The 24,189-nt window shown below is 73.3% G+C and carries 24 protein-coding genes; 2 read left to right on the top strand and 22 right to left on the bottom strand.

Translation table 11 applies throughout. From position 1 onward, the window contains the following. Positions 1–5: 5 nt before the first annotated feature. Positions 6–899: an endonuclease/exonuclease/phosphatase family protein gene (locus FIP57_RS11385; RefSeq protein ID WP_203231182.1), complete on the top strand. Its 894-nt coding sequence runs from the start codon at positions 6–8 to the stop codon at positions 897–899. Positions 900–931: 32 nt separating this feature from the next. Here FIP57_RS11385 and FIP57_RS11380 read toward each other — a convergent pair whose 3' ends face one another. From FIP57_RS11380 to FIP57_RS11345, 8 genes are all read right to left on the bottom strand, one after another. Continuing rightward, the gene (locus FIP57_RS11380) at positions 932–2,842 is read right to left on the bottom strand and encodes an ATP-binding protein (RefSeq protein ID WP_148573608.1); all 1,911 of its coding nucleotides are present in this window, start codon (positions 2,840–2,842) and stop codon (positions 932–934) included. A 126-nt stretch (positions 2,843–2,968) separates the two neighbouring features. Continuing rightward, a complete protein-coding gene (locus FIP57_RS11375) occupies positions 2,969–3,862 on the bottom strand; it encodes a DNA-3-methyladenine glycosylase family protein (RefSeq protein WP_238993408.1) in 894 nt (297 codons plus the stop codon). A gap of 88 nt (positions 3,863–3,950) precedes the next feature. Further along, a complete protein-coding gene (locus FIP57_RS11370) occupies positions 3,951–4,928 on the bottom strand; it encodes an acetylxylan esterase (RefSeq protein ID WP_203231181.1) in 978 nt (325 codons plus the stop codon). Beyond that, complete coding sequence (locus FIP57_RS11365; protein WP_148573606.1) at positions 4,928–7,216, bottom strand: beta-glucosidase family protein; 2,289 nt, start codon at positions 7,214–7,216, stop codon at positions 4,928–4,930. The genes FIP57_RS11370 and FIP57_RS11365 overlap by 1 nt, the downstream gene beginning before the upstream one ends. Beyond that, positions 7,213–8,259 (bottom strand): LacI family DNA-binding transcriptional regulator, encoded by a 1,047-nt coding sequence (locus FIP57_RS11360; protein ID WP_238993407.1) that lies wholly within the window; start codon positions 8,257–8,259, stop codon positions 7,213–7,215. The genes FIP57_RS11365 and FIP57_RS11360 overlap by 4 nt, the downstream gene beginning before the upstream one ends. 20 nt (positions 8,260–8,279) lie before the next feature. Beyond that, positions 8,280–9,152: a carbohydrate ABC transporter permease gene (locus FIP57_RS11355; RefSeq protein WP_148573605.1), complete on the bottom strand. Its 873-nt coding sequence runs from the start codon at positions 9,150–9,152 to the stop codon at positions 8,280–8,282. Positions 9,153–9,160: 8 nt separating this feature from the next. Then, on the bottom strand, positions 9,161–10,147 hold the full coding sequence (locus FIP57_RS11350) for a carbohydrate ABC transporter permease (RefSeq protein ID WP_238993406.1): 987 nt from the start codon (positions 10,145–10,147) through the stop codon (positions 9,161–9,163). Between the two features lie 7 nt (positions 10,148–10,154). After that, positions 10,155–11,447, bottom strand: coding sequence for an extracellular solute-binding protein (locus tag FIP57_RS11345; protein ID WP_148573604.1), 1,293 nt, complete (start codon positions 11,445–11,447; stop codon positions 10,155–10,157). A gap of 260 nt (positions 11,448–11,707) precedes the next feature. Between FIP57_RS11345 and FIP57_RS11340 the strand changes: the two genes are divergently transcribed. Continuing rightward, positions 11,708–12,118, top strand: coding sequence for a VOC family protein (locus tag FIP57_RS11340; RefSeq protein ID WP_148573603.1), 411 nt, complete (start codon positions 11,708–11,710; stop codon positions 12,116–12,118). Between the two features lie 21 nt (positions 12,119–12,139). Here FIP57_RS11340 and FIP57_RS11335 read toward each other — a convergent pair whose 3' ends face one another. From FIP57_RS11335 to FIP57_RS11270, 14 genes are all read right to left on the bottom strand, one after another. After that, entirely contained in the window at positions 12,140–12,589 is a 450-nt protein-coding gene (locus FIP57_RS11335; RefSeq protein ID WP_148573602.1) for a VOC family protein, read from the bottom strand. A gap of 52 nt (positions 12,590–12,641) precedes the next feature. Further along, on the bottom strand, positions 12,642–13,517 hold the full coding sequence (locus FIP57_RS11330) for an RNA polymerase sigma-70 factor (RefSeq protein WP_203231179.1): 876 nt from the start codon (positions 13,515–13,517) through the stop codon (positions 12,642–12,644). Continuing rightward, the gene (locus FIP57_RS11325) at positions 13,514–14,101 is read right to left on the bottom strand and encodes a carboxymuconolactone decarboxylase family protein (RefSeq protein WP_148573601.1); all 588 of its coding nucleotides are present in this window, start codon (positions 14,099–14,101) and stop codon (positions 13,514–13,516) included. Before FIP57_RS11325 ends, FIP57_RS11330 begins: the two co-directional genes overlap by 4 nt. Before the next feature lie 71 nt (positions 14,102–14,172). Further along, positions 14,173–15,333, bottom strand: a complete 1,161-nt coding sequence (locus FIP57_RS11320) for an SGNH/GDSL hydrolase family protein (RefSeq protein WP_148573600.1) — start codon at positions 15,331–15,333, stop codon at positions 14,173–14,175. Beyond that, entirely contained in the window at positions 15,330–15,938 is a 609-nt protein-coding gene (locus FIP57_RS11315) for a TetR/AcrR family transcriptional regulator (protein WP_238993405.1), read from the bottom strand. The genes FIP57_RS11320 and FIP57_RS11315 overlap by 4 nt, the downstream gene beginning before the upstream one ends. Before the next feature lie 498 nt (positions 15,939–16,436). Then, positions 16,437–17,018, bottom strand: coding sequence for a PepSY domain-containing protein (locus FIP57_RS11310; RefSeq protein WP_162529776.1), 582 nt, complete (start codon positions 17,016–17,018; stop codon positions 16,437–16,439). A 111-nt stretch (positions 17,019–17,129) separates the two neighbouring features. Further along, the gene (locus FIP57_RS11305; protein ID WP_148573598.1) at positions 17,130–18,479 is read right to left on the bottom strand and encodes a sensor histidine kinase; all 1,350 of its coding nucleotides are present in this window, start codon (positions 18,477–18,479) and stop codon (positions 17,130–17,132) included. Next, positions 18,472–19,149 (bottom strand): response regulator transcription factor, encoded by a 678-nt coding sequence (locus FIP57_RS11300; protein WP_148573597.1) that lies wholly within the window; start codon positions 19,147–19,149, stop codon positions 18,472–18,474. The genes FIP57_RS11305 and FIP57_RS11300 overlap by 8 nt, the downstream gene beginning before the upstream one ends. Positions 19,150–19,238: 89 nt before the next feature. Continuing rightward, positions 19,239–19,526 (bottom strand): hypothetical protein, encoded by a 288-nt coding sequence (locus FIP57_RS11295; RefSeq protein WP_148573596.1) that lies wholly within the window; start codon positions 19,524–19,526, stop codon positions 19,239–19,241. Positions 19,527–19,667: 141 nt separating this feature from the next. Continuing rightward, on the bottom strand, positions 19,668–20,144 hold the full coding sequence (locus tag FIP57_RS11290) for a cupin domain-containing protein (protein WP_148573595.1): 477 nt from the start codon (positions 20,142–20,144) through the stop codon (positions 19,668–19,670). Positions 20,145–20,277: 133 nt separating this feature from the next. Next, on the bottom strand, positions 20,278–21,021 hold the full coding sequence (locus FIP57_RS11285; RefSeq protein WP_148573594.1) for a hypothetical protein: 744 nt from the start codon (positions 21,019–21,021) through the stop codon (positions 20,278–20,280). 52 nt (positions 21,022–21,073) lie between these two features. Next, positions 21,074–21,988, bottom strand: coding sequence for a 3-hydroxyacyl-CoA dehydrogenase NAD-binding domain-containing protein (locus FIP57_RS11280; protein ID WP_203231178.1), 915 nt, complete (start codon positions 21,986–21,988; stop codon positions 21,074–21,076). 52 nt (positions 21,989–22,040) lie between these two features. Then, positions 22,041–22,970 (bottom strand): 3,5-dioxohexanoate:acetyl-CoA acetone transferase, encoded by a 930-nt coding sequence (kce, locus tag FIP57_RS11275; protein WP_148573592.1) that lies wholly within the window; start codon positions 22,968–22,970, stop codon positions 22,041–22,043. Between the two features lie 8 nt (positions 22,971–22,978). Next, a complete protein-coding gene (locus FIP57_RS11270; RefSeq protein WP_203231177.1) occupies positions 22,979–24,178 on the bottom strand; it encodes an aromatic ring-hydroxylating oxygenase subunit alpha in 1,200 nt (399 codons plus the stop codon). Between the last annotated feature and the right edge of the window lie 11 nt (positions 24,179–24,189).

The following is a 24,189-nucleotide window of genomic DNA, read 5'->3' as shown; positions in this document are numbered from 1 at the left end:
GCACCGTGACTCCGCGCCCCACCCGTCGCCGCCTCGTCGCGCTGCTCGCCGCCGTCGCCGCGCTGGCGACGCTCGCAGTGCTGGTGGTGCTGCCCGCGCTGCCCCGCGGCGGGGACACCCCGGCGCCCCCGACGCCGGGACCGACCCCGAGCGCCGGGCCGACGGACCCGACCGGGACGCCCACCCCGACAGCCGAGCCCACCCCCGACCCGCCAGGCGCGATCACGGCAGTCACCGCGAACATCGCCTTCTCCATGGGCGAGCGCGGGGCCCGCCGCCAGCTCGAGCGGGTCGCCGCCAGCGGCGCGGACGTGCTGCTGCTCCAGGAGGTCCGCAGCCGCCCGCTCGAGGAGTGGCTCCCGGGCTGGGAGGTGCACCGGCCGGCGCCGTACTCCTCGGCGATCGCCTGGCGCCGCGACACCGTACGGCTGGTCGACGCCGGTGCCGCGGACGGGTTCGCCGGGCCGCGGTACGGCCGGGCGCTGCCGTGGGTCGTCCTCGAGGAGTCCGGAGGCCACCGGTACGCCGTCGTGGCCGTCCACCTCCCGCACGGAGCCCTGCGCCACCTGGTGCTGCGCAGCTTGTACCGGACGATGACCGGCAACCTCGGCACGCTCGTGGAGCAGCTCCGCGACGAGGGGGCGGTGCTGCTCGGCGGCGACTGGAACGACCGGCTCGACCGCCGCCGCCACGGGTGGGGCGCGGCGAGGTCGCTGGGCCGCGCCGGGCTGCGGACCAATTGGCAGGCGGGCTCCCCGTGCCGGGACACCAACGTGCGCGGCGGCCGGATCGACGGGTTCGGCTACGACCCGAAGGCCGTGGAGCTGGTCGAGCAGCGGTGCCTGACGCGAGGCCGCTCGGACCACCGGCCGGTGCTGATCACGGTGCGGCCCCGCTGAGCCCTCAGCCCGGTCGGCTCACCCTGGTCGGCTCAACCGATCCGGAACGAGTGGCCCTGGGTCACGTCGGGCGCAGCGGCCTCCTGACCGTCGGGCATCGGCAGGGTGACCCGGAAGGTGCTGCCGCTGCCGAGCGACGACTCGACCTCGACGGTGCCGCCGTGCCGCTCGACGATGCGGCGCACGATCGCCAGCCCCAACCCGGTGCCGGGCTGCGCGTGGGCCGCCGGGTTGGAGCCGCGGTCGAACTCGTCGAACAGCGTGCTGAGGTCGTGCTCGGCGATGCCGATGCCGGTGTCCTGGCAGGTGAACTCCGCGCGGCCGTCGACGGCGCGCGCCGCGACCCGGACGACGCCGCCCTGCGGGGTGTACTTGATGCCGTTGCCGATGACGTTCGTGAGCAGGCGCAGCACGTCGTCGCGCTCGCCGAGGATCCGGATCGCCTGGCCGACGCCGCTCGTGTCCAGGGTGACCTGGCGGCGCGACGCCTGGATCGCGAGCAGGTCGCCGACCTCCTCGACGAGGGCGCCGAGGTCCAGCGGTGACGGGGCGAACGGTCGCTGCGGGTCCTGGACGCTGTTGAGCAGCAGCAGGTCGCCGACCAGCCGCTGCAGCCGCCGCACGTTGCGACCGATCGCGCCGACGCTGGTCGGTGCGACCCCCTCGTCCTCGAGGAGCTCGACGTGGCCGGAGATCGAGGTCAGCGGGTTCTTCAGCTCGTGGGTGATCGTCCCGATCATCTCGACCTTGTAGTGGTCGAGCTCCTGCAGCTCGGTCACCAGCTGGCGCTCGCGCTGGTAGAGCCGGGTCCGGTGCACCACGCGGCCGAGCTCGCGGCCGACCTCCAGGGCCGCCTCGTTCTCCGCCTCGCTCCACCCCGACGACGCGTCGGCGCGGAAGAGCGCGACGGTGCCGAGCACCTCGGGCCCCGCGCCGAGCGGCACGAGCAGCATGCTGCTCGCCCCGAGCCCGTGCACCATCTCGAGCACCGCGCCCCGCTCGGCCTCGTCGAGCAGCCCGGAGGTGGTGTCGCCCAGCTCGCCCACCACCACGGAGCGGCGCGCCGGCCAGCAGGCCCAGGCCACGCGCTCGCCGAGGTCGAGCATCCGCGCGCCGCGGGCCCGGCTGGTCTCGCCACGCTCGCCGGCGAGCAGGGCGGGCAGGTGGCCGAGGATCCCCGGCGGGTACGTCGCGCCCTCGGTCGCGAGCCGCTCGCCGTGCGGCCCCTCGACGTCGACGTCGAACACCCGGATCACGACGCGGTCGGCGTGGAAACCGTCCACGAGGGGCTCGAAGCAGGCCTCCAGCACCCGGTCGAGGTCGAGCTCCTGGGACGCGGTCTCGACGATGCGCCGGGTGGCTGCGGCCAGCCGGACCCGCTCCTGGAGCCGCTCGCGCTCCTGGGCGTGGTAGATCGCGAGCCCGGCCTGGACGGCGAACATCTCCAGGACCTGGCGGGTCAGGTGGTTAGGCCGGCGACCGTCGACGGGGAGGTCGACGCTGAGCATGCCGAGCATCTCGCCGGTCGGCCCCTGCAGCAGCGCGATGAGGGCGTCGAGCGGGTGCCACGCCTCGGGGTCCTCGAGCGGCTCGTAGTCGGGGGCCCAGCTGTACTCCGCGCCCTCGGGCAGCCGGTCGTGGGGAACGAACTTCAGCAGCCCCCAGTCCTCGGCCACCGCGAACTCGTCCTGGAGCTCGTCGAGGGAGACGCGGCGCCCCTTCAGCGCCCGGCAGGCGTCCTCGTCGCCCGCGACCGCGAGCGCCTCGACGTAGCCGTAGGGGTCGACGAAGTCGATGACCGCGACCTGGAAGCCGAGCGCGTCGACGACGCCCTGGGCAGCGCGCTGGAGCACTTCCGCGAGGTCCTGCCCGGAGTGGATCGCGGTGAAGACCTGGTGGAGGCTGCGCAGAGCATCGAGCTCGCGCGACGCACCCCTGCTCATCTCGGCCCCTTCCCCGCTGGGAGCTGACGTCCTTTCTACCGTAGGACCTTGTTCCCGTTCGCGGGTGGTTACGCACATTTCGACGCGCGCCAGTGGTAGGACCGCCGGATCTCCGCGGGGAGGCGGTCACGGCATGAGGATCGCCCACAGGTGCATCAGCGCGTAGGAGCGCCACGGCCGCCACGCCTCGGTGGCGGCGAGGACGGTCGCGAGGTCGTGGCCGAGGAGGGTGGCCGCCCGGCGGACCCCGACGTCGGTGGGGAGGAAGACGTCCGGGGCGCCCAGGGCGCGCATCGCCACGTAGTCGGCGGTCCACGGCCCGACCCCGGGGAGCGCCAGCAGGGTCCGGCGTACGTCGGCGGGGTCGGGGTCCCCACCGAGGGCGACCGCGCCCTCGGCGAGCGCGGCGCAGAGCCCGGTCAGCGCCCGGCCCCGGGCGCGGGGCATCGGCAGCGACGCCGGGTCGACCCGGGCGAGCACCGCGGGCGCCGGGAAGAGGTGGGTCAGACCGGGGACGCCGGTGGCCACCGGGGTGCCGTGCTCGGCGACCAGCCGCCCGGTGACCGTGCGGGCGCCGACGACGCTGACCTGCTGCCCGACCACGGTCCGCACCGCCACCTCTGCGGCGTCGACCTGGCCCGGCACCCGCAGCCCCGGCCGCTGGGCGACGAGTGGGCCGAGGACGGCGTCGCCGCCGAGGTGCGCGTCGACGGGTGCCGGGTCGTGGTCGGCGTCGACGACCCGGCGGGCGGCGGCGACGGCCTCCTCGACGTCGCGCCGGTCGGCCAGGGCGAGGGAGACCGTCACGTGGTCAGCGGGTCCGGCCGGCGGATCGGCGAGCTCGAGCCGGAGGGTACCGGGGCCGTGCGGCAGGTCGAGGGTGCGGGCGTACCACCCCGGGCCCGCGACCTCCACGCCCGGCACCACGTGGTGGGCGAGGAACGAGAGCAGCGCGCCCGCGGCGAACGGAGGACGCACCGGCAGCCGGAGCTCCACGCGCTCGGGGAGGGGCGAGGTCACCGCCCCATGGTGGTCCCCGACGACAACGAGGACGAGCGGCGCTGACAGGTCTCGGTCACCTGGTGGCGGGAAGCTGCCAGTGACGGGGTCAGCCGAGCACCGTGCGGAGCCAGGCCAGCTGCCGAGTGCGCTGGAACGCCTCACCGCCCTCGTGGTCGTTGTACTCGTAGACCTCGATCTCCTTGGGCCCGGCGTAGTGGTTGTACGCCGCGAACACCGTCGTCGGCGGACAGATGACGTCCATCAGCGCCACGGAGAACAGCGCCGGGGCCGACGCGAGCCGGGCCAGCACGGCCCCGTCGAAGTAGGCCAGCGTGGCGAATGTCGCCTCGACCCGGTCCCGGTGCGCGGCGAGGTAGCGGACCAGCTCGAGGTAGGGCTCGGTCTGGGCCAGCGACGCGGCCCGGCGCAGGTCGCAGAGGAACGGCACGTCACAGAGCAACGCGGCCACCCGGGACGGCGCCAGTGCGGCGGCGGCCAGGGCCAGTGCCCCGCCCTGGCTGGCGCCGGCCACCACGACCCGCTCGGCGTCGACAGGAGGCAGCCCACCGAGCACCTCGACCGCGCGGACGGCGTCGGTGTAGGCCCGGCGGTAGAAGTAGCTGCGCGGGTCCTCGACGCCGCGGGTCAGGAAGCCCGGCTGCGACGGTCCGCTCCCGGCGGGGTCCGCGGTCGCGCCGGTCGTCCAGCCGCTCCCCTGTCCGCGGGTGTCGACGACGAGGTGGGCGTAGCCCGCGGTCGCCCAGAACACGTGCTCGTGGGGCAGCCCCCGGCCGCCGTTGTACCCCTGGAGCTGCACCACCCCCGGCAACGGTCCGGCCCGCAACAGTCCGGTCCGCAGCGGCTCCGCCGGCAGGTGGAGCCAGGCCTTGACCGGCGTGCCACCGTGGCCGGCGAAGGTGACGTCGTGGGTCTCGACCGCGACGAGCCCGTTGTCGACCGGCACGAGCGCCGGCGGCTCGGCCTCGTCGGCCAGCGTCCCGGCCCAGAACTCCTCCAGGTCGTCGGGGACCGCGAGGGCGGGGAGGTAGCTCCTGGCCTGCTCCAGCGGCCAGTCGTGGTGCATCAGAGGTGCTCGACGACCACGACCGGCTCCATCGCCCGCTCCGTGCCGACCTGGCGCGACGGGCCGACGAGGTCGAGCGGGAGCACCGCCCGCAGGTCCGCGCTGGAGGCGCCGACCCGCAGCTCGACGGCGCCCGGCTCCACGATCCGGACCAGCTCCCGTCCGGTGAACGACGTGAGGTCGGCGGGGAGGGTGAACCGCACGCGGGCCCGGGCGCCGGGGTCGAGGTCGACGCGCGCCGCGCCGACCAGCTGCTGCTCCGGGCGTACGACGGACGCAGCCACGTCGTGCAGGTACACCTGCACCACCTCGGACACGGACCGCTCCTCGTCGTTGGCGAGCTCGACCACCAGCTCGCACGCCCCGTCGGTCGGCCACCGGGACCCGGTCACCACGTCGACCGACCCCCAGGTGGCGGCGCCGTACGACAAGCCGTGGCCGAAGGGGAACAGCGGCGTGGGGTCGACCGTGCTGACCTCGTTGCGGAGCCCGAGCGGCGGGGCGAGGTAGGTGGACGGCTGCGTGGAGCCGGCGCCCGGGAAGCTGACCGGCAGCCGACCGGACGGCGCGACCCGTCCGGCGAGGACGTCCGCCAGGGCCTGGGCGCCCTCCTCGCCGGGGAAGAAGCCGCAGACGACCGCGGCCAGCCGGTCGACCTGTCGGCTGAGGTCGTAGGGGCGGCCGACGAGGAGCACCGCGACCACCGGGGTGCCGGTGGCGAGCAGCGCCTCGAGGAGCTCCTCCTGGCGACCGGGGAGCCGAAGGTCGGCGACGTCGCACCCCTCGCCGGAGGTGCCGCCGCCGAACAGGCCGGCCTGGTCGCCGAGCACCGCGACGCACACGTCGGCCTGCGCCGCGGCGGCCACCGCCTCGGCGATCTGCTCGTCGGTGCCGCCGAGGACCGGGCACCCCTGCGCGTAGGTGACGTCGAAGCCGTCGGCGAGCGCCTCGCGCACGGTGCGGATCTCGACGCCCCGGTCGACGTCGTCGTAGTGGACCAGGACGTGCATCGGGAACGAGTAGCAGCCGAGCATCGCCTCGTGGGTGTCCGCGCGCGGCCCGACGACGGCGAGGCGACGGTCGGCGGCGAGCGGCAGCGTCCCGTCGTTGGCGAGCAGCACCACCGAGCGGCGGGCCACCTCGAGGGCGAGCTGCCGCGCCTCGGCGGAGTCGAGGTCGACCTCGGCCGGCTCGGCGGGTGCCCAGCCGGGGTCGAGGAGCCCGAGCTCGCACTTCTGCTGCAGCACCCGGAACAGCGCCCGGTCGACCAGCTTCTCGTCGACGCGGCCGGCGGCGACCGCGGCGAGCAGCGGCCCGGCGTAGGCGTTCGGGGAGGGCAGCTCGACGTCGATCCCGGCCTCGAGGGCGAGCCGGGCGGCCTCCTCGGTGCTCTCCGCGACCTTGTGCAGCGTGCGGAGGAACGCGATCGAGAAGTAGTCGGCGACGACCGTGCCGGTGAAGCCGAACGTGTCCCGCAGCAGCGTGGTCAGCAGCGCCGGGTCGGCCGCCGCGGGCACGCCGTCGGTGTCGGTGTAGGAGTTCATCACCGAGCGGGCACCGGCCTGCAGCGCCATCTCGAACGGCGGCAGCACCACGTCGGCGAGCTCGCGCGGCCCGATGGCCACCGGGGCCATGTTGCGCGCCGCGCGCGAGGAGGCGTAGCCGGCGAAGTGCTTCAGCGTCGCCACGACGCCGGCGCCCTCGAGACCGCGGACGTAGGCGGCGCCGACCAGCCCGGCGAGGAACGGGTCCTCGCCCAGCGTCTCCTCGACGCGTCCCCAGCGGAGGTCCCGGGCGACGTCGAGGACGGGGGCGAGCCCCTGGTGGACGCCGAGGGAGCGCAGGTCGGCACCGATCCGCGCCGCCATCCGCTCCACGAGGCCGGGGTCGAAGGACGCCGCCCAGCAGAGCGGGGACGGGTAGATCGTCGCCTGCCAGGCGTTGAGCCCGGTCAGGCACTCCTCGTGCACCTGCGCCGGGATCCCGAACCGGTTGGCCGCGACCACCTGCCGCTGCCGCTCCGCGAGCGCCCGCGCCCCCGCGACCGGGTCGACGGGCTCGGTGCCGAACGGCCGGGTCAGCTGGCCCAGCCCGTCGGCGATCACCTCGGCCCAGGGAGCCATCTCCCCCATCCCGTCGCGGAGCATCGGCGCCATGTCGCCGACGTCGGGGTCGACGCCCCAGACGCCCGACAGCTGGGCGACCTTCTCCTCCAGGGTCATCCGCGCCACCAGGTCGGCCACGCGCGCGTCGGCGGGCGCGGCGGGGTCGCGCCACAAGTCGGTCATCTGGTTCCTCCGGGTGCGGTGTCCCGCGGGGTGCGGGGCGGTGCCGTCGAGCGGCGTACGACGAGGGTGGTGTCGAGGATCGGGTGGGTCTCCGCGAGCTCGTCGCCGGCGATCAGGGCGACGAGCATGGCGATCGCGTCGTGGCCCATCCGCCGGATCGGCTGCTGGACGGTGGTGATCGGCGGGTGCGCGAGGGCGGACTCCGGGATGTTGTCGAAGCCCACCACCGACAGGTCGCCGGGCACGTCGAGGCCGAGCTCGGCGGCCGCCTCGAGGGTGGCGAGCGCGGTGAGGTCGTTCGCCGCGAAGATCGCGGTCGGCGGCTCGGGCAGCATCAGCAGCGCACGGGCCGCGGCCTTGCCGAGGTCGGTCTCGTAGGCCCCGCGCTCCAGCAGCGCCTCGTCGACGGGGACGCCGGCCATGGCCAGCGCCTCGCGGTACCCCCGCTCGCGCAGCTGGGCGGAGATCAGGTCGGGCCGGCCGGTGACCATGCCGATCCGGGTGTGGCCCAGCTCCAGCAGGTGCTCCACGCCGAGCCGTGCGCCCTGGAGGTTGTCGGCGGCCACGGTGGGCAGCCGGGAGGGGCCGGTGTGCGGGTCGACCGCGACCACCGGACCGTCGTACTGCACGTCGGTGACGGTGGGGGTGACCAGCACCGCCCCGTCGACGAGGGTGCCCATCACCCGGGAGAGGTAGCGGCGCTCCCACCCCACGTGCTCGTCGACGCGACCGCCGGCGGAGTAGGCGACCAGCTCGTAGCCGGTCCCGCGGATGGCGTCGGCAGCGCCCTTGAGCACCTCGGTGCTGAACGGCTCGAAGTCGGCGACGAGCACGCCGATCACGTTGGTGCGGCTGTTGCGCAGGCTCCGCGCGACGAGGCTCGCCTCGTAGCCGAGCCGGTTGATCACCTCGGTGACGTGCTCGAACGTCTCGCTCGCGACGCCGTAGCGGCCGTTGATCACCTTCGAGACCGTGGAGACCGAGACGCCGGCCTCCGCGGCGACCTGCTGCATGGTCACCCGGTTGCCGGTCGTCCGTTGCACGCGTGGACCCACCTCCTGACTCATCCCTTCACCGCTCCCTGGAGCCCGCTCACGATCCGCTTCTGCAGTGCGAGGAACAGCACCAGTGCAGGGATCATCGCGATCGTCGTGAACGCGAGGACACCCGCGGTGTCCGCGGAGTGCTCGGTGGAGTAGTCGGCGACCCCGAGCGGCAGCGTGCGCATCTCGTCGCGGAGCAGGAGCAGCGGCAGCAGGTAGGCGTTCCACGACGCGACGAACGCGAGCACACCGACGGTGATCATCCCCGGCGCGGAGAGCGGCAGCGCGATCCGCCAGAAGACGCCGACACGGCTGGCGCCGTCGATGAGCGCCGCCTCCTCGAGCTCCCGGGGGATGGCCATGAGGAACGGACGCAGGATCACCACGGTCATCGGCAACGCGAAGGCCGCCTGCGGCAGGGCGACACCCCACCAGGTGTTGCCCAGCCCGAGGTCACGCGTGACGAGGATGAACAGCGGGATGATCGCGACCGCGGCCGGGAAGAGTAGCCCGAGGACGAAGACGAGGAACAGCGGCTCGCGGAGGCGGAACTGGTAGCGGGCCAGCGGGTAGGCCGCCATCACTCCGAACAGGACGGCCACCACGGTGGTGACGACCGCGACCACCGTCGAGTTGACCGCGTAGCGCCAGAAGGCGTCGTTGGTGAGGACGCCCTGGTAGTTCGAGAACACCCACGGGTCCGGGAGCCCGGCAGGGTCGCGGGCGAGCTGCTCGTTGGTGCGGAACCCGCCGAGCGCGCCGTACAGCACCGGGCCGAGGGTGAGCGCGACGACGACGGCCGCGAGGCCGTAGACCAGCGGGCCGCCGCCGCCGAAGGTGCGGCTGCGGCGGGGCGCGCGGGCCGGACCGGCTGAGGTCGTGACGGTGGCCATCTCGCTCCTCACCGGGCCTCGGTCGTGTCGCGACGGAGCACGAAGATCTGGTAGAGCACCGCCATCACGAACGCCACCACGAAGAGCACCACGGACGCGGCGCCGGCGATGCCGTAGTTGCTGCGGGCGGTGCCCTGGTTGACGAGGTACGTCGCCATGGTGGTCGTGGCGTTCGCGGGGCCGCCCCCGGTGAGCACCCAGACCAGGTCGAAGAGCTGGAGCGAGCCGATCATCGACAGGAACGCCCAGGTGCGCATGGTCGGGCCGAGCAGCGGGATCGCGATGCGGCGCTGGGCCTGCCACCACGAGGCGCCGTCGATCTGCGCCGCCTCGTAGAGCTCGTCGGGGACGCCCTGCAGCCCGGCGAGGAAGAGCAGGATCGCCATGCCGAGGTACTTCCAGGTGAGCACCACGAAGAGGGTCCACAGGGTGAGCGACGGGGTGCCGAGGAACCCCTGTTCGGGCGGGGTGAGCCCGACCGCGGAGACCAACCCGTCGACGACGCCGTAGCCGGGCTGGAGGAGCTGGAACCAGACCACGCCGGCGATGACCTCGGCCACGACGTAGGGCACGAAGACGATGGTGCGGAGCAGCCCCCGCATCCGGATCTTGCGGTTGAGCAGCAGCGCGATCGCGAGGCCCAGCGGGAGCTGCACGAGCAGCGAGAGCACGACGATGACGAAGTTGTGCATCACCGCGTCGGTGAAGACCTGGTCCTTGAGGACCAGTGCGTAGTTGTTCCAGCCGACGAAGTCGTCCATCGGGCCGAAGCCCTTCCAGCGGAAGAACGACATCCGCACGGCCGCCACCACCGGCCAGACGACGAAGACCGCCATGAGGGCCAGCGCCGGCGTCACGAACAGGAGGATCTCGAGCCGCTTCCGCCAGCCGCCCGAGCCCGCGGGGTGGCCGGTCGCCCGGCGCGACACCGCGCGTCGGGCGACCGGTTCAGCGGCGGCGGGTGCCGCGGGTGCGACGGCTCCCGTCTGCGCCACGGTCAGCTCACCCCTCCTGGTCGGCAGCCTGCTGCGTCGCGTCGACGACCTCCTGCGGGGACGCCTTGCCGGCGAACAGCAGCGCGATGGTGTCGTTCATGGCGCCGCCCACCGAGGTGCCGAACTCCGTGTCGAAGTACAGCTGGACGAACGGTGCCGCGTCACGCACCTCGATCAGCTCGGCGAGCGCCGGGTCGGAGACCGAGCCGGTCGCCGCCGGGTTCGTCGGCAGCCCCATGTCGTTCTCCGCGAACCCCTTCTGGACCTCGTCGGAGAGCAGGTACTTCACCAGGTCGACCGCCTCGTCGGGCGCGCTCTCGGCGACCGCCCAGGCGTCACCGCCACCGAGCTGGGCCTCCGGGTCTCCCGCACCGCCCTCGACGGCCGGGAACGGGAACCAGCCGGTCTTCGCGCCGAGCCCCTTGCCGTCGTCGGTCAGCCCCTGCATCACGCCGGGCTCCCAGTGGCCCTGGAGCTCCATCGCCACCTTGCCGGTCGCGAGCAGCCCGGACGCCGAGGTGGCGCCCTCCTGCGCGGGTGTGGTCAGGAAGCCGGGGTTGAACGGCTCCTGCGCGAGCAGCTCCTCGAGCACCTCGCCGGCCTTCACGAAGCACGGGTCGGAGAGGTCGCGGTCGGTGATCGCCTGGGAGAGGACGTCCTGCGAGCAGGAGCGGAGAGCGGTGTAGTACCAGTAGTGGGCGGCCGGCCACTTGTCACCGGCGCCGACCGAGATCGGGGTGATGTCGGCGGCCTTGAGCTGGTCGACGACGTCGTACAGCTCGCCCATGGTGGTCGGGGGTGCCTCGATGCCGGCCTTCTCGAAGAGCTCGGTGTTGTACCAGTAGCCCACGACGCCGACCGAGAACGGCAGCGCGTAGGTCTGGCCGTCCACCTGCCAGCCGTCGACCGAGCCACCGATCGCCTCGATCTCGTCCGCGGCGTCCTCGGAGAGGTCGCGGACCAGCCCGGCCTCGACGTGGTCGGCGAGCTCGCCGCCGCCGCGCTCCATGTAGACGTCCGGGACGTCACCGGACTGGAAGGCCGCCTCGAGCTTGTCGACCATGTCCTCGTGGGCCATGGCCGAGACCTGGACGTCGATCCCGGGGTGGTCGGCCTCGAAGTCCTTCGCGACCTGCTCGTAGTAGCCCTTGCCGGGCTCGTTGTTGCTGTTGTGCCACCAGGTGATGGTCGAACCGTCGCCACCCTCCGAGGAGTCATCCCCGCCGCCACAGGCCGCGGTGGTGACCAGGACCCCGGCGCAGAGGGCAGCGAGTGCTGCGGAGCGCGTCTTCCTAGGCATCGAGACAGTCCCTTCGTTGCGCCACGCCCGGTGTGACGTGGACCACGTTGGCCCGAACGTTTCCGCACCCGCTCCGCCGGTGTCAATCGTTGTCGATAACGATTTCCACAACGATGTCGTCTCCGCCGAGCCGCCACTCGTGGCGCCGTGATTCGTGTCGAGCCGCCCCTCGTGGCGGCGGGGGACCACGCGACCGTGGCGGACTGTCGGAGGGCGGGCCTACGGTGCCGGAAAGCCCACCAGCAGTGAAGGAGCCCGCGATGGCCTCGCGTCTCAACCCTTACCTGAGCTTCCACGACACCGCCCGGGAGGCGATGGAGTTCTACCAGTCGGTGTTCGGCGGCGAGCTGCAGATCAGCACCTTCGGGGAGTACGGCGGTGCGCCCGAGGGGCTCTCCGACAACGACGTCATGCACGCGATGCTCAAGACCGACTCCGGCTTCGTGCTGATGGCCAGCGACACCCCCGGTGACGCGCCGTCCCAGGGCACCGCGATCTCGGTCAGCCTCAGCGGCACCGACGAGGCCGAGCTGACCGGCTACTGGGAGAAGCTGTCCTCCGGCGGCACGGTGACGATGCCCTTCGAGAAGCAGATGTGGGGCGACACGTTCGGCATGTGCGTCGACAAGTTCGGCGTGCCGTGGATGGTCGACGTCGGCACCGGCGACTGACCGCCTCGGCCGGAGGGCCGATCAGCGGTCGGCGTCGGTGGCGAACCCCGGGCGCTGCCGACGGGTCGCCGCGTCCTCGAGCTCCTCGAACAAAGTGACCTCGAGACCGGCCGGCGCGGCGATGCGCGAGTTCAGCGACCGCCACGGGGTCTCTCGCGGGGAGGCCTGCAGCGCGGCACCGGCCGCCACGGCGGCGTCGGTGGTCGCGCGCGCGTCGTCGACCTCGAGGGCGACACGGATCGACGAGCCGGTCAGCCCGTCGGTCTCGATCTCGTCGATCGCCCGCTTGTGCGCCGGGCTGGCGATCTCGAGCGTGGCACGGCCGGCCTCGAGGATCACGACCCGGTCGTCGCCGCCCTCGGCGAAGGCCGCCTCCTCGGGCATCCCGAGCACTTCGCGGAAGAACCGGACCGCCTCGTCGTAGTCGTCCGCCTCGACGACCAGCCGGAGCTGGTGGACACGTGGAGCCATGCGAGGGATCGTGCCACGCCCCCGCCACGCCCCGGACGCGTTCCCGCCCTCGTCAGCGGGCCAGGGTGGCGACCTCGAGCACGCCGGACAGCTTCTCGGGGTTCCGGACGGTGTAGATCCCGGACACCAGGCCGTCCTCGACCCGCAGGGTGACCACCGCGTCGACCTCGTCGCCGACCCGCACCAGCACCGCCGGCCAGCCGTTGACCTCGACGAGCGAGCCGGTCATGCCGAGCTCCCGGACGCCGCGGACGCCGACGCGCATCAGCGCGGCCACCTTGTCCGCCCCGACCACCGGCCGCGGGAGCGCCTGCTTGACCCCGCCGCCGTCGCCGAGCGCCACGACGTCCGGGGCGAGCAGGTCGACGAGCGGCTGGAGGTCGCCGGTCTCCAACGCGTGCAGGAACGCCTCCAGCGCACGGGCGGTCTCGGCGCGGGTGGCCGCGGCCCGCGGTCGGCGGGCCGCGACGTGCGCCCGCGCCCGGCTGGCGATCTGGCGCACCGCGGGCTCGCTCTTCCCGACCGCCTCCGCGAGCTCGTCGTAGCCGAGCTCGAAGACCTCGCGGAGCAGGAAGACCGCCCGTTCGGTCGGCGTCAGCGTCTCGAGGACGAGGAGCATCGCCGTCGAGAGGCTGTCGGCGAGCTCGGCGTCCTCGGCGACGTCGGGAGCGGTCAGCAGCGGCTCGGGGAGCCAGGGGCCGACGTACTCCTCCCGGCGGCGCGCCACCGTCCGGAGCCGGTCGAGCGCGGTCCGCGTGACGATCCGGACAAGGTAGCTGCGCGGGTCGCGCACCGCGGACCGGTCGACCTGCGACCACTTCACCCAGGACTCCTGGAGGACGTCCTCGGCGTCGGCGGCGGAGCCGAGCATCTCGTAGGCCACCGTGAACAGCAGGTTCCGGTGGTCGAGGTAGGGGTCGCTGCTCACGACGCCGCGGCGGCCGGCCGCTCGGTGAGGGGCGGCAGGCCGCAGGAGTCGGCGAAGTGCTCGGAGCGGATCCCGAGCGCGACGTTGGTCCGCGCTGCCAGGTTCATGAACCCGATCCTCGCAGTCACCTCGATCAGCCCGTCGGGTCCGAGCTCCTCGAGCAGCGCCGCCGAGAGCTCGTCGGTGACGGCCGGGGGCGTGCCGCTGACCGCCTCGGCGTACTCCATCACGAGCCGTTCGAGCGGGGTGTAGAGCGACGACTCCCGCCAGCGCGGCACCTCCCGCGCCTTGTCGACGTCGAGCCCGCGGGTCCGGGCCAGGAAGTAGTTGAGGTCCAGGCACATGCTGCAGCCGATGTGTGCCGCGGCGGCCATCACCGCGAGCGCCCCCAACGAGGGGTCGACCCGGTCCCACTTCTCGCTGCGGGCACCGGCCCGGGCCATGTCCTTGAAGACCCTGGGGTGGTGCCACATCCGCGCGACGCTCTCCGGCACCCGGCCCAGCTTCTTGCGGACCGCCAGCGTCAGCAGCCGGCCCTGGACCCCGGACATGTCGGCCATGGGGACTCGCGCGTTCTCGGTCATCGTTCCTCCTGTGTCGACTCGGTCGACATGAAGACGCCGGCCGGCCGCGTCCTGTGACACCCAGGGGGATGTCAGCGGGCAAGCGGCCCTCCGTCGCCGAACGCGAGCCGCGCGAACCGCTCGCCCATGAGCCGGTGGGTCGCCCCGTCGGGGTGGAGCGCGTCGGGGAGGGGCAGCGCCTCGGCGTCGCCCTCGCCGTAGAGCTCACGCCCGTCGAGGTGGAAGAGCGCCGGGTCGTCGGCGGCACGCTGCTCGACGACCTCGCGGAGAACCTCCCTGACCACCCGGAGGGTCAGCTTCCCGGCGGCCACCTCGGCGGGGTCGCCGGTCGCGACGAAGGACAGCCGCCCCTCGGCCAGCGCGCTGGTGTCGAACCCGCTCGGGCCCGGCACCTCCTCGTGCATCGGGCAGAGGACCGGCGAGACGACGAGCAGCGGCGTGGTCGGGTGGCCGTCGCGGATCGTGTCGAGGTAGCCGTGCACGGCGGTCCGGAACGCCCGCGCCCGCATCAGGTCCTGGTTCACCACGTTGATGCCGAGCTTGAGGCTGATCCGGTCGGCCGGGGTGTCACGTACCACCCGCGCGACGAACGGGTCGAGCAGCGCGCTGCCGCCGAAGCCGAGGTTGAGCAGGTCGACGCCGGCGAGCCGGGCAGCGACGGCGGGCCAGGTGCCGGTGGGGTGGGTGGCGTTGGAGCCGTGGCTGATCGAGCTGCCGTGGTGGAGCCAGACCGGCGCGTCCGCGGGTACGGGGTCGACAGGAGCGTCGGCGCGCAGCGCGACCAGCACGGTGGTCTCGTCGTGCGGCAGCCAGAGCTCGACCCGCTTCTCACCCGCGGGCAGCCCGTCGAACCGGACCGTGGCCGGCGCGCCCGGCCGGTGCTCGAACCCTCCGGTCGCCATGTCGATCGCGACCACGTCACCGCCGTCCGCGGTCGACCGGCCGAACGGTTCCCCGTCGACGAGGAGCTCGTAGACGCCGTCGGGTCGCCGGGGCGCGCCGGCGTACTCCCGCTTGGTGGGGATCGTGTCGAGCTCGAGCGTGGTCGCGGCGGTGGCCATCACCAGTCGTACGCCGGAGGGCTGCGACTCGGCCATCGCGAGCTGGCCGTCCCCGGCCTGCGCCACCTCCCAGGCGGGGAGCCGGCGCGGCACGAGCCCTCGGGCGGTCGTCTGCAGGTCGAGCGCGCCGCGGAGCAGCGCACTGGTGAGCGGGACCGTCGTCATCGTCATCGGGTGGTCCTTCGGGCGTGGGAGTGGTCGGGGGCGTCGGCGGCCCAGCTGCGGAGGAGGACGTCGAGGCCGTCGAGGATCCGCGCCCAGCTCGTCGAGCTGGCCGGGCGGCTGTGGCTGAAGCCGCCGGCGGCCTCGAGGCTGGTGAACCCGTGGAAGACGCTGCCGAGCAGCCGCACGGCGTGGGTCTCGTCGGCACGGCCGAGGTGGTAGCCGCGGAGCACCGCGCGGGTGAGCTCCGCGAGCCGCGGGCCGGCGCTCGCCGCGGCGGTTGCGGGGTCGAGGGGGAAGCGGGCAGCGTCGTAGCGCCCGGGGTGCGCGGCGGCGTAGTCGCGGTACACGTCGCCGAGGACGACCAGCGCGTCCCGACCGGACCGGCCGGCCAGCGCGCCGCCCGCTGTGTCAGCGAGCTCCTCCAGGGCGAGGCACGCGACGCCGGCTCGCAGGTCGTCGGCGCCGTCGACGTGCGCGTAGAGGCTCGCGACCTGCACGCCGAACCTCCTCGCGACCGCCGACAGGGTCACCTGCGCGAAGCCGACCTCGTCCGCGAGCTCGGCGGCCGCCTCGACGATGCGGTCGCGGCTCAGCCCCGCGCGTGCCACCACTCTCCCTCGTTCCTAATGCCTTTAGGCAATAACCTAACAGACACAGGCAAGGCGGTCAGCCGACGCGGTCCCACCCCGTCGCGGGCGTGGCTGCCGAGCTGGGTGCCGGGTCGGTTGCTGGATCGCTCACCAAGGCTGTCCTTCCGGCCGTCCTTGAGCTGTCATTCCCGCGGTTCACCGGTCTTACCCGAAGCAGTTCCGTTCTACCAGACCTCGTCCTTTTCGTCCCCTGTGCGGCGTTGGGAAGCCCCAGCGTGGCGGGGCCGGATCACGGACACCGACTTGCAACTGGCCGCACCATCCGTCACATTCATCCCCAGGAGGCACTCACGTGCCGCGCCGGCGGTCCGGGACCACCCCATCACCCCACCCCACCCGGGACGTCGGCAACGTGGCTCCACGGGGGTCACGAGCAGTGCGCCGGCCGAGCCGGCACGAGCCCCGCCCGGACCTCACCCCGACCGGGCGGGGCTTCGCTGTTCCGGCGCAGGGACCGGGTCAGTCGTCCTTCTGCTTGCGGACGACCTCGTGGTCGGCGTCCAGGTCGACGTCCCACTCGGTGCCGTCGTCGGCACGGACCGAGACCTCGTAGGCCTCGCCCCGGTCGTCGCTGGCCTCGACCTCGAGGACGGTGCCGCCACCGACGGCGTCGAGCGCGGCCCTCTCGGCGGCGGCGCGCTCGGCGGTGGAGAGCGCACGGTCGTCCGCGTCGTCCGCGTCGTCCGCGTCGTCCGCGTCGTCCGCGTCGTCCGCGTCGTCGTCGCGGTCGCTGTCGTCATCGCTGTCGTCGGCGTGCTGGCTGACCACCTCCAGCTGGTCGTCGAGCGCCACGTCGTGCTCGGTGCCGTCGTCGGCGCGTACGTCGACCTCGTAGGCCTCGCCCGGGTCGTCGCTGGTCTCGACCTCGAGGACCGTGCCGCCACCGACCGCCTCGAGGGCGGCAGCACCGACCCGGTCCCGCTCGTCGCCGCGGACGTCGTCGGCGGTGGCGGTCCACACGGTGCCGCCGACGGCCAGGGCGGCGACCAGGGCGATGCCGGGGACGATGACGCGCTTGCTGCGGAGGTTCGGCTTCTTCACGGGGGTTCCTCTCGTCGGGTGCGGGGGCCCAGGCTCGAGCTCAGGCCCCAGGTACTCCCCTACGGTGCGCCCCGGTCGCTGAAGGCCACCTGAACGCCGCTGAAGCCGCGTTCAGCGTCCGCTTGCCGCCGGCAGCCGTACGACGAACCGCGCACCGCCCAGGGGAGCCGCCCCGACCTCCACCGATCCGCCGTGGGCAGTCACCACGTCCCGGACGATGGCCAGCCCGAGCCCGCTCCCCCCGGCGTCGCGCGCCCGCGCCTCGTCGAGCCGCACGAACCTCTCGAAGACCCGCTGCCGGTCGGCCTCGGGCACGCCGGCCCCGTCGTCGTCGACGAGCAGCTCGACGTGGTCGCCGACCTCGCGCACGGTGAGCGCGACCGCGCTCGCGGCGTGCCGGGCGGCGTTGTCGACGAGGTTGCGGACGACCTGCCCGAGCGCGCCGGCGTCGCCCCTCACCCGCCCCGCGGCGACGCCGGCCGTGTCGACGGCGGTCCCGGTCCGGCGTACCCGCTCGGCCTCGGCCAGCGCCAGGTCGTCGAGGTCGACGTCGTGCGGCGTGCGGGCGAGCGCGCCCTCGTCGGCCCGGGTGAGCAGCAGCAGCTGCTCGACGAGCCGCTGCATCCGGGCGGACTCCTCGAGCACCGCGTCGGCGAGCTCGCCCTCGGGGAGCGCACCGGGATGGGCCCGCGCCACCTCGGCGGTCTGCCGGATGCTCGAGAGCGGCGAGCGCAGCTCGTGGGACGCGTCGGCGACGAACTGTTGCTGGCGGTCCCGCGCGCGCTCGAGCCGATCGAGCATCCGGTTCATGGTGCGCGCCAGCCGCCGGACCTCGTCCTCCGCGGGCGGCTCGGGCACCCGGCGGTCGAGCCGGGAGCCGGTGATCCGGTCGACCTCGCCCCGGATCCGCTCGACCGGCGCGAGGGCGCGCGTCACCACCACCCAGGTGGTCGCACCGACGAGCAGGAGGAGCAGCGGCAACCCGACCGCGAGCGGTGCGAGGAGGGCGGCGGTGGAGTCCTCGACCTCTTCGCGGGAGGCGGCGACCACGACCGTGAACCGTTCGCCGACCCGCTCCGCCTCCTCGGCGACCACGAGGTAGGGGTGGTCCGCCCCGGGGATGTCCAGGTCGTCCCGCTCGCCGGTCGGAAGCACGAAGGGCAACGGCTGCGAGCCGGCGACCACGGCCCCGTCGGCGCCGACCACCTGCCAGACGAGCTCCTCGGGGTCGTCGTCCTCGTCGTCGGTGGGCGCCCCCTCGGGCATCCGTCCCGCCTCGACCTCCGCGGCCAGCGCGGACGCCCGCTGCTCGGCGCCCGTCTCGACGCCGTCGGCGAGGGAGCCGCGCACCAACAGGACCAGCGCGACCGCGCCGGCGAGCAGCCCGACCGCGACCACCAGCACGGCGGCAGCCGTCGTGCGCAGCCGGATCGAGGCGCGCGCCCAGCGCGGCTCAGCCACCGTCGCTCGCCAACCGGTAGCCGGCGCCTCGCAGCGTCTGGATCGCGGCGCGGCCGAACGGCCGGTCGACCTTGTTGCGCAGGTGGCGGACGTAGACCTCGACGATGTTCGGGTCGCCCTCGAAGTCGACGTCCCACACCGCCTCGAGGATCTGCCGCTTGGAGACGACGTCGCCCTTGTGCCGGGCCAGGAAGGCGAACAGCGAGAACTCCCGTGCGGTCAGCTCGATCTCCACGTCGCCGCGCCAGACGCGGCGTGCCGCGGGGTCGACCCGGATGTCGCCGAGCACCAGCTCGGTCGGCCGCTCGCGGGCTCCGCGGCGGATGATCGCGCGGAGCCGGGCGACCAGCACCGGGAACGAGAACGGCTTGGTGAGGTAGTCGTCGGCGCCGGTGTCGAGCCCCTCGACCTGGTCCCACTCGCCGTCCTTCGCGGTGAGCATGAGGATCGGCGTCCAGTCCTTCTCCGCGCGCAGCGTCTCGCACACCTTGTAGCCGCTGATGCCGGGCAGCATCAGGTCGAGCACGATCGCGTCGTAGTCGTGCTCGCGTGCCAGCCACAGCCCGTCGGTGCCGTCGTGGGCGAGGTCCACCGCGAACCCCTCGGCCTCGAGCCCGATGCGCAGCGACCGCGCGAGCCGCTGCTCGTCGTCGACGACAAGAACGCGCATCAGTCCTCCGGGTGCTCAGGGACCACCATTGCACCCGGCCGGTGCTGAAGCTGGGCTGAACTCGGGGCGGCGGGTCCCCCCAGCCGCGCTCAGCGCCGCTCGGGGTGGCGGCGGAGGAACGCCTCGATGCTGACCGCGGCGCCCTCGTCGTCCCCGGCCACCCGCAGCCCGCTGTCGTCGGCGAGCAGCGCGCAGTCGTGGCAGCCGAGGTCGAGGAAGGCGCCGGCCGCCTGCGGTCCGGCGGCCGGGAGCCCGCACAACGTGAACCGGTCGCGCACGCCGGTGCGTGCCCGCAGCGCGAGGTGGATCTCGCGGCCGACCTCGCTGGTGACGGTGAAGAGGTACGGCCGCAGCGGCCCGTCCGGTCGCGTGCTCACCGCCGTCTCACCTCCAGGACCCGAACCCTGCGTGACGACGTTAGGCGCGGCTCCGGCGGCGGGATACGGGCCGAACGGACGGGCGCGCACCGCTCACCTGACGGCCCCAGACCACCCGTACGGCGGGTGGGCGAGCAGCGGTCAGGCGTGCTCGTCCTCGGGCTGCTCCTCGGGCTGCACCGACCACTGCGGCGGCTCGTCCGCGCCGGACTCCTCGTCCCGCTCGGCGTCGTCGGCGGTCTTCTGCACGATCCCGGGAGCGTGGTGCACGGGCGCGTAGACGGCGTAGACCTGCATGGGCTCGTCACCGATGTTGGTGATGTTGTGCCAGGTGCCGGCCGGCACCATGACCGCCCAGCCGTCCTCGACCTCCTGCTCGAAGTCGAGCTGGTCCTCGGCGGGCCCCATCTGCACGCGACCGCGGCCGGCGTCGAGCCGGAGGAACTGGTCGGTCTCCGGGTGCGCCTCGAGGCCGATGTCCTCCCCGGGCGGGATCGACATGAGGGTCAGCTGGAGGTAGCGCCCCGTCCACGCCACCGTCCGGTAGTTGCGGTTGGTGACCGTGGCCTCCTCGAGCTGGAAGCTCTGCGGCGCTGGTCCGATGTCCTGGATGCTCATCGGTGCATCATGCCTGACCAAAGTCCCTTGTAGACGGCAAGCATTCTCCGGAGCATAGGTCTCGAGGCGCCCAGTTGTCTCCCCCGTCGGCTGGGCGCCTCTGCCATGCCCGGTGCAGTGCCGGGTGAGCCGCTCAGCGGGAGCGGGTGACGATCCTCCGCCAGGGACCACGCGGCACGTCCCGGAACTCGACGAACCGCCACGACACCTTGTCCCGGTCGCCGTTCAGCGAACGGAACCCCAGGCAGCCGTTGAGCGCCGGGGAGACGTCCATCCCGGCGTTGTTGTGGCGCTTCGACGCCGGGCGGGCGTCACGGCGGCCGAAGACGTAACGCGCGTCGTGGTACCTGCCGGGTCCGGCGTCCTGGATCTGGCCGTAGCAGGTGCGGCCGCGCGACCGGAGCTGCACCCACCGGTTCTTCATCAGGCTGACGTCGGGATTGTCGACCTGGCGGGCGTAGCGAGGTCGGCTCGCCCACGGGATGACGTCTCCCCGGCGGCGGAACCCGACCGGGTCGTTGAGGTCGTCGTACGGAAGGTCGAGGTAGAAGGGGTTCTGTTTTGGCGTCATGTGGCGCGGGAACCAGCCGTCCCTCTTGAACCGCCGCTCCGTGGTGCAGACGCCCTTCCTGATCCGTCCGTCGCAGCCGCCGTAGCTCTCGTACCAGTGGTCGTCGTAGGTCGAGATCATCTGGCTGCCGTCCTCGGCGTCCGCGTCGAAGATCTCCCCCACCCAGAAGGTCGTCGCGACGATCCGGGTGTGCCACGGGTAGCGCGGCCGCTGCTTGCCGGAGGCCGAGCCGGTCGGCGCCAGCCCGACGAGGGCCAGCGCGACCACGAGCACCAGCACCGACCTGACCCTTCGCGCGATCGTCACCCCGCGAGGGTAGGCCGGGGGTCGTCACCGCGCGGCGCATCGGAGGAACTGCTCAGCGGCTGCCGTCGTCGGAGCCGTGCGTCGCGGCGACGACGGCTGCCAGCCGCTCGTCCCGCCGGGCGACGAGCTCCGCGTGGTCGCCGGGCCGGGACGCGGCGAGACCGTCGACCAGCCGACGTGCGGTCTCGGCGTCGAGCCGCGGGGTGCCGAGGTCGTCCCACCACCGGTTGAAGCTGTCGGCGTACCTCTCGCAGAACGTCGCGAGACCGCCGTCGTCGCCGCCGAGGTGGAACAGCAGCGTCGGCCCCATCACCGCCCACCGGAGCCCGGGCCCCGAGGAGACCGCGGTGTCGACGTCCTCGACCGTCGCCACGCCCTCCTCGACCAGATGGATCGCCTCGCGCCACAGCGCGGCCTGGAGCCGGTTGGCGACGTGGCCGGGGACCTCGCGCCGGACCTCGATGGTGACCTTGCCGACCGACTCGTAGAAGGCGCGCCCCGCGGCCACCACGCCCGGGTCGGTGCGGTCGTTGCCCATCACCTCGACCAGCGGGATCAGGTGCGGAGGGTTGAACGGGTGGCCGAGAACCAGCCGGCCCGGGTCCGACCACCCCTGCTGGAGCTCGGAGAGGGTCAGCCCCGACGCCGACGAGGCGACGACCGTGCCCTCGGCGAGCGCGGGCTCGATCGCGGCGTACAGCTCGTGCTTCAGCGGCAGCCGCTCCGGGATGCTCTCCTGCACGAATCCGGCGCCGGCGACCGCCTCGCGTGGGTCGTCGCAGAACGACAACCGGCCCTCCGGGTCGTCGGTGGTGACCAGCCCGAGCTGCTGCAGGACCGGCCACGCTTCTCCGACGGCCCCGCGGACGCGCGGCTCGGCAGCCGGGTCGGGGTCGTAGACCCTGACCGACCTGCCGGCGGCGAGGAAGAGCGCCGTCCAGCTGCGGCCGATCAGCCCACCGCCCAAGGCGGCGACGTGCCCGGTCGCCTCAGAAGGGTTCGCCTCAGAAGCGGTCGCCTCAGAAGGTGACACGGTCGGCTCCCTTCAGCCCCAGCCGCTCGCGGGCCTCCGCCGGGGTGGCGACGGTGTGGCCGAGAGCCTCGACGATCCCGCGGATCTTGGTGACCTGCGCGGCGTTGGACGGGGTCAGCTCGCCGGGGCCGATGAAGAGGCTGTCCTCCATCCCGACCCGCAGGTTGCCGCCGAGCATCGCGGCCTGCGTGGCGAACGACATCTGGTGGCGGCCGGCGGCGAGCACCGACCACTCGTAGTCGTCGCCGAACAGCTTCTCGGCGATCGTGTGCATGTGCTGGAGGTTGTCGAGGTCCGCGCCGACGCCGCCGAGCACGCCGAAGACCATCTGGACGAAGAACGGCGGCTCGAGCCACCCCTGGTCGATCAGCCAGGCCAGGTTGTAGAGGTGGCCGAGGTCGTAGCACTCGAACTCGAACCGGGTGCCGTGGCCGTGGCGGAGCTCCTTCACGACGTGCTCGAGGTCGGCGAAGGTGTTCCGGAAGATGAAGTCCCGGGTCATCTCGAGGAACTCCGGCTCCCACTCGTGCTTCCACGAGGAGTACTTCTCCAGCATCGGGAAGATCCCGAAGTTCAGCGAGCCGACGTTGAGCGAGGCCATCTCCGGCGAGGTCGCGACCGCGGCCCGCAGCCGCTCCTCGCGGGTCATGCCGAGCCCGCCGCCCGTGGAGACGTTGAGCACCGCGTCGGTCGCCGCCCCGATCTGCCCCATGAAGTCGAGGAAGAGCTCGGGTCTCGGGTCCGGACGGCCGGTCTCGGGGTCGCGGGCGTGGAGGTGGATGATCGCCGCCCCCGCCTCGGCCGCCTCGATCGCCGCGGCCGCGATCTCGTCGGGCGTCACCGGCAGGTGCGGCGACATCGTCGGCGTGTGGATGCCCCCGGTGGGGGCGCAGGTGATGATGACCGGCTTCGCCACGACGGCTCCTAGGCGGTACGGACGGCGGTACGGACGGCGGGGCGGAGGGGCTGGTCGGCGGGGTCCTCGGACGGCTGGACCAGCGACCGGTAGGCGTCGAGGACGAGCCCGTGGAAGTGGTGGACGCCGTGCTCGGAGAGCCCCGAGCCGGCCGGGTCGTAGACGATCCGCCCCTGATCGTACGCCGGCGTCGCCATCCCCCGCTGGACGCTCTCCACGATCGCGATGTCCTGCTGCTGGAGGACGTCGTCGATGTAGCGGACCGACTCCTCCTCGGCGGGCTCCAGCTCGGTCGTCTCGAGGAAGAAGTCCCAGGTCTCCAGGGTCCGGTCGACGCCGGCGGGAAGCACCTGGAAGACCATGAAGTTGCCGCGCCCGGGGTAGCGGAGCAGGCAGGTGTTGGGCCACAGCCACCAGACCGCGTGCTCGGTGACCGAGGCCTCGGAGACGTCGTAGGCGGCGTTCTCGTGCTTGCCGGCCTCGGCGAAGTGGCTCGACCAGATGCCGTGCGTCCGTACTTCGTAGGTGTCCATGTCGACGAGGTCGACGAACTCCTTGTGGGCGACGTGGCAGTGGTAGCACTCGAGGAAGTTGTCGATGACGTTCTTCCAGTTGGACGCGACGTCGTAGGTCAGCCGCTTCGCGTGGGTGAGGTCGGCGACGTCAGGCGCCCAGCGTGCGATGTCCTCCGCGAGGTCCCCGGCCTGCTGCCGCAGCGGGGCCGCCGAGGGGTCGAGGTTCACGTAGACCATGCCGCCGAACTCCTCGACCTGCACCTGGTCGAGGCAGATCTCGCTCTTGTCGAAGGTCTCCATGCGGTCCGCACGGCGGGCGGCCTTGAGCGAGCCGTCGAGCCCGTAGGTCCACGCGTGGTAAGGGCAGACGATGTTGCGGGTCGTGCCCGAGCCGGAGAGCAGCTCGTGGGCCCGGTGCTTGCAGACGTTGTAGAAGGCACGCAGCCCGCCGTCACGGCCGCGCACGACGGCGACGGGCATCCCGGCCACGGTCGCCGACACGTAGCTGCCCGGTGCGCGCAGCTTCCCGACGTGGCAGAGCCACTGCCACGTGCGGGCGAAGATCCCCTGCACGTCGGCGTCCAGCCAGCGGGGGTCGGTGTAGGCCTCGGCCCGCAGCGACATGGACCTCGCCGGGTCCTCGTGGAACCCCTGCCCGATCCGGCGCACGTCCTCGGCGGTCACTGGTGTCATGACGGGAGAGT

It is taken from the genome of Nocardioides caldifontis, from assembly GCF_008087345.1.
Classification (GTDB): domain Bacteria; phylum Actinomycetota; class Actinomycetes; order Propionibacteriales; family Nocardioidaceae; genus Marmoricola_A; species Marmoricola_A caldifontis.
The sequence above is the reverse complement of the archived record's forward strand: the minus strand, read 5'-3'. Positions and strand labels throughout refer to the sequence as shown.

Bases quoted from the DNA above. Each gene is read 5' to 3' on its own strand.
- FIP57_RS11380 (WP_148573608.1), bottom strand. From the start codon at position 2,842: ATGAGCAGGGGTGCGTCGCGCGAGCTCGATGCTCTGCGCAGCCTCCAC.
- FIP57_RS11370 (WP_203231181.1), bottom strand. From the start codon at position 4,928: ATGCACCACGACTGGCCGCTGGAGCAGGCCAGGAGCTACCTCCCCGCC.
- FIP57_RS11365 (WP_148573606.1), bottom strand. From the start codon at position 7,216: ATGACCGACTTGTGGCGCGACCCCGCCGCGCCCGCCGACGCGCGCGTG.
- FIP57_RS11355 (WP_148573605.1), bottom strand. From the start codon at position 9,152: ATGGCCACCGTCACGACCTCAGCCGGTCCGGCCCGCGCGCCCCGCCGC.
- FIP57_RS11345 (WP_148573604.1), bottom strand. From the start codon at position 11,447: ATGCCTAGGAAGACGCGCTCCGCAGCACTCGCTGCCCTCTGCGCCGGG.
- FIP57_RS11340 (WP_148573603.1), top strand. From the start codon at position 11,708: ATGGCCTCGCGTCTCAACCCTTACCTGAGCTTCCACGACACCGCCCGG.
- FIP57_RS11335 (WP_148573602.1), bottom strand. From the start codon at position 12,589: ATGGCTCCACGTGTCCACCAGCTCCGGCTGGTCGTCGAGGCGGACGAC.
- FIP57_RS11325 (WP_148573601.1), bottom strand. From the start codon at position 14,101: ATGACCGAGAACGCGCGAGTCCCCATGGCCGACATGTCCGGGGTCCAG.
- FIP57_RS11320 (WP_148573600.1), bottom strand. From the start codon at position 15,333: ATGACGATGACGACGGTCCCGCTCACCAGTGCGCTGCTCCGCGGCGCG.
- FIP57_RS11300 (WP_148573597.1), bottom strand. From the start codon at position 19,149: ATGCGCGTTCTTGTCGTCGACGACGAGCAGCGGCTCGCGCGGTCGCTG.
- FIP57_RS11290 (WP_148573595.1), bottom strand. From the start codon at position 20,144: ATGAGCATCCAGGACATCGGACCAGCGCCGCAGAGCTTCCAGCTCGAG.
- FIP57_RS11270 (WP_203231177.1), bottom strand. From the start codon at position 24,178: ATGACACCAGTGACCGCCGAGGACGTGCGCCGGATCGGGCAGGGGTTC.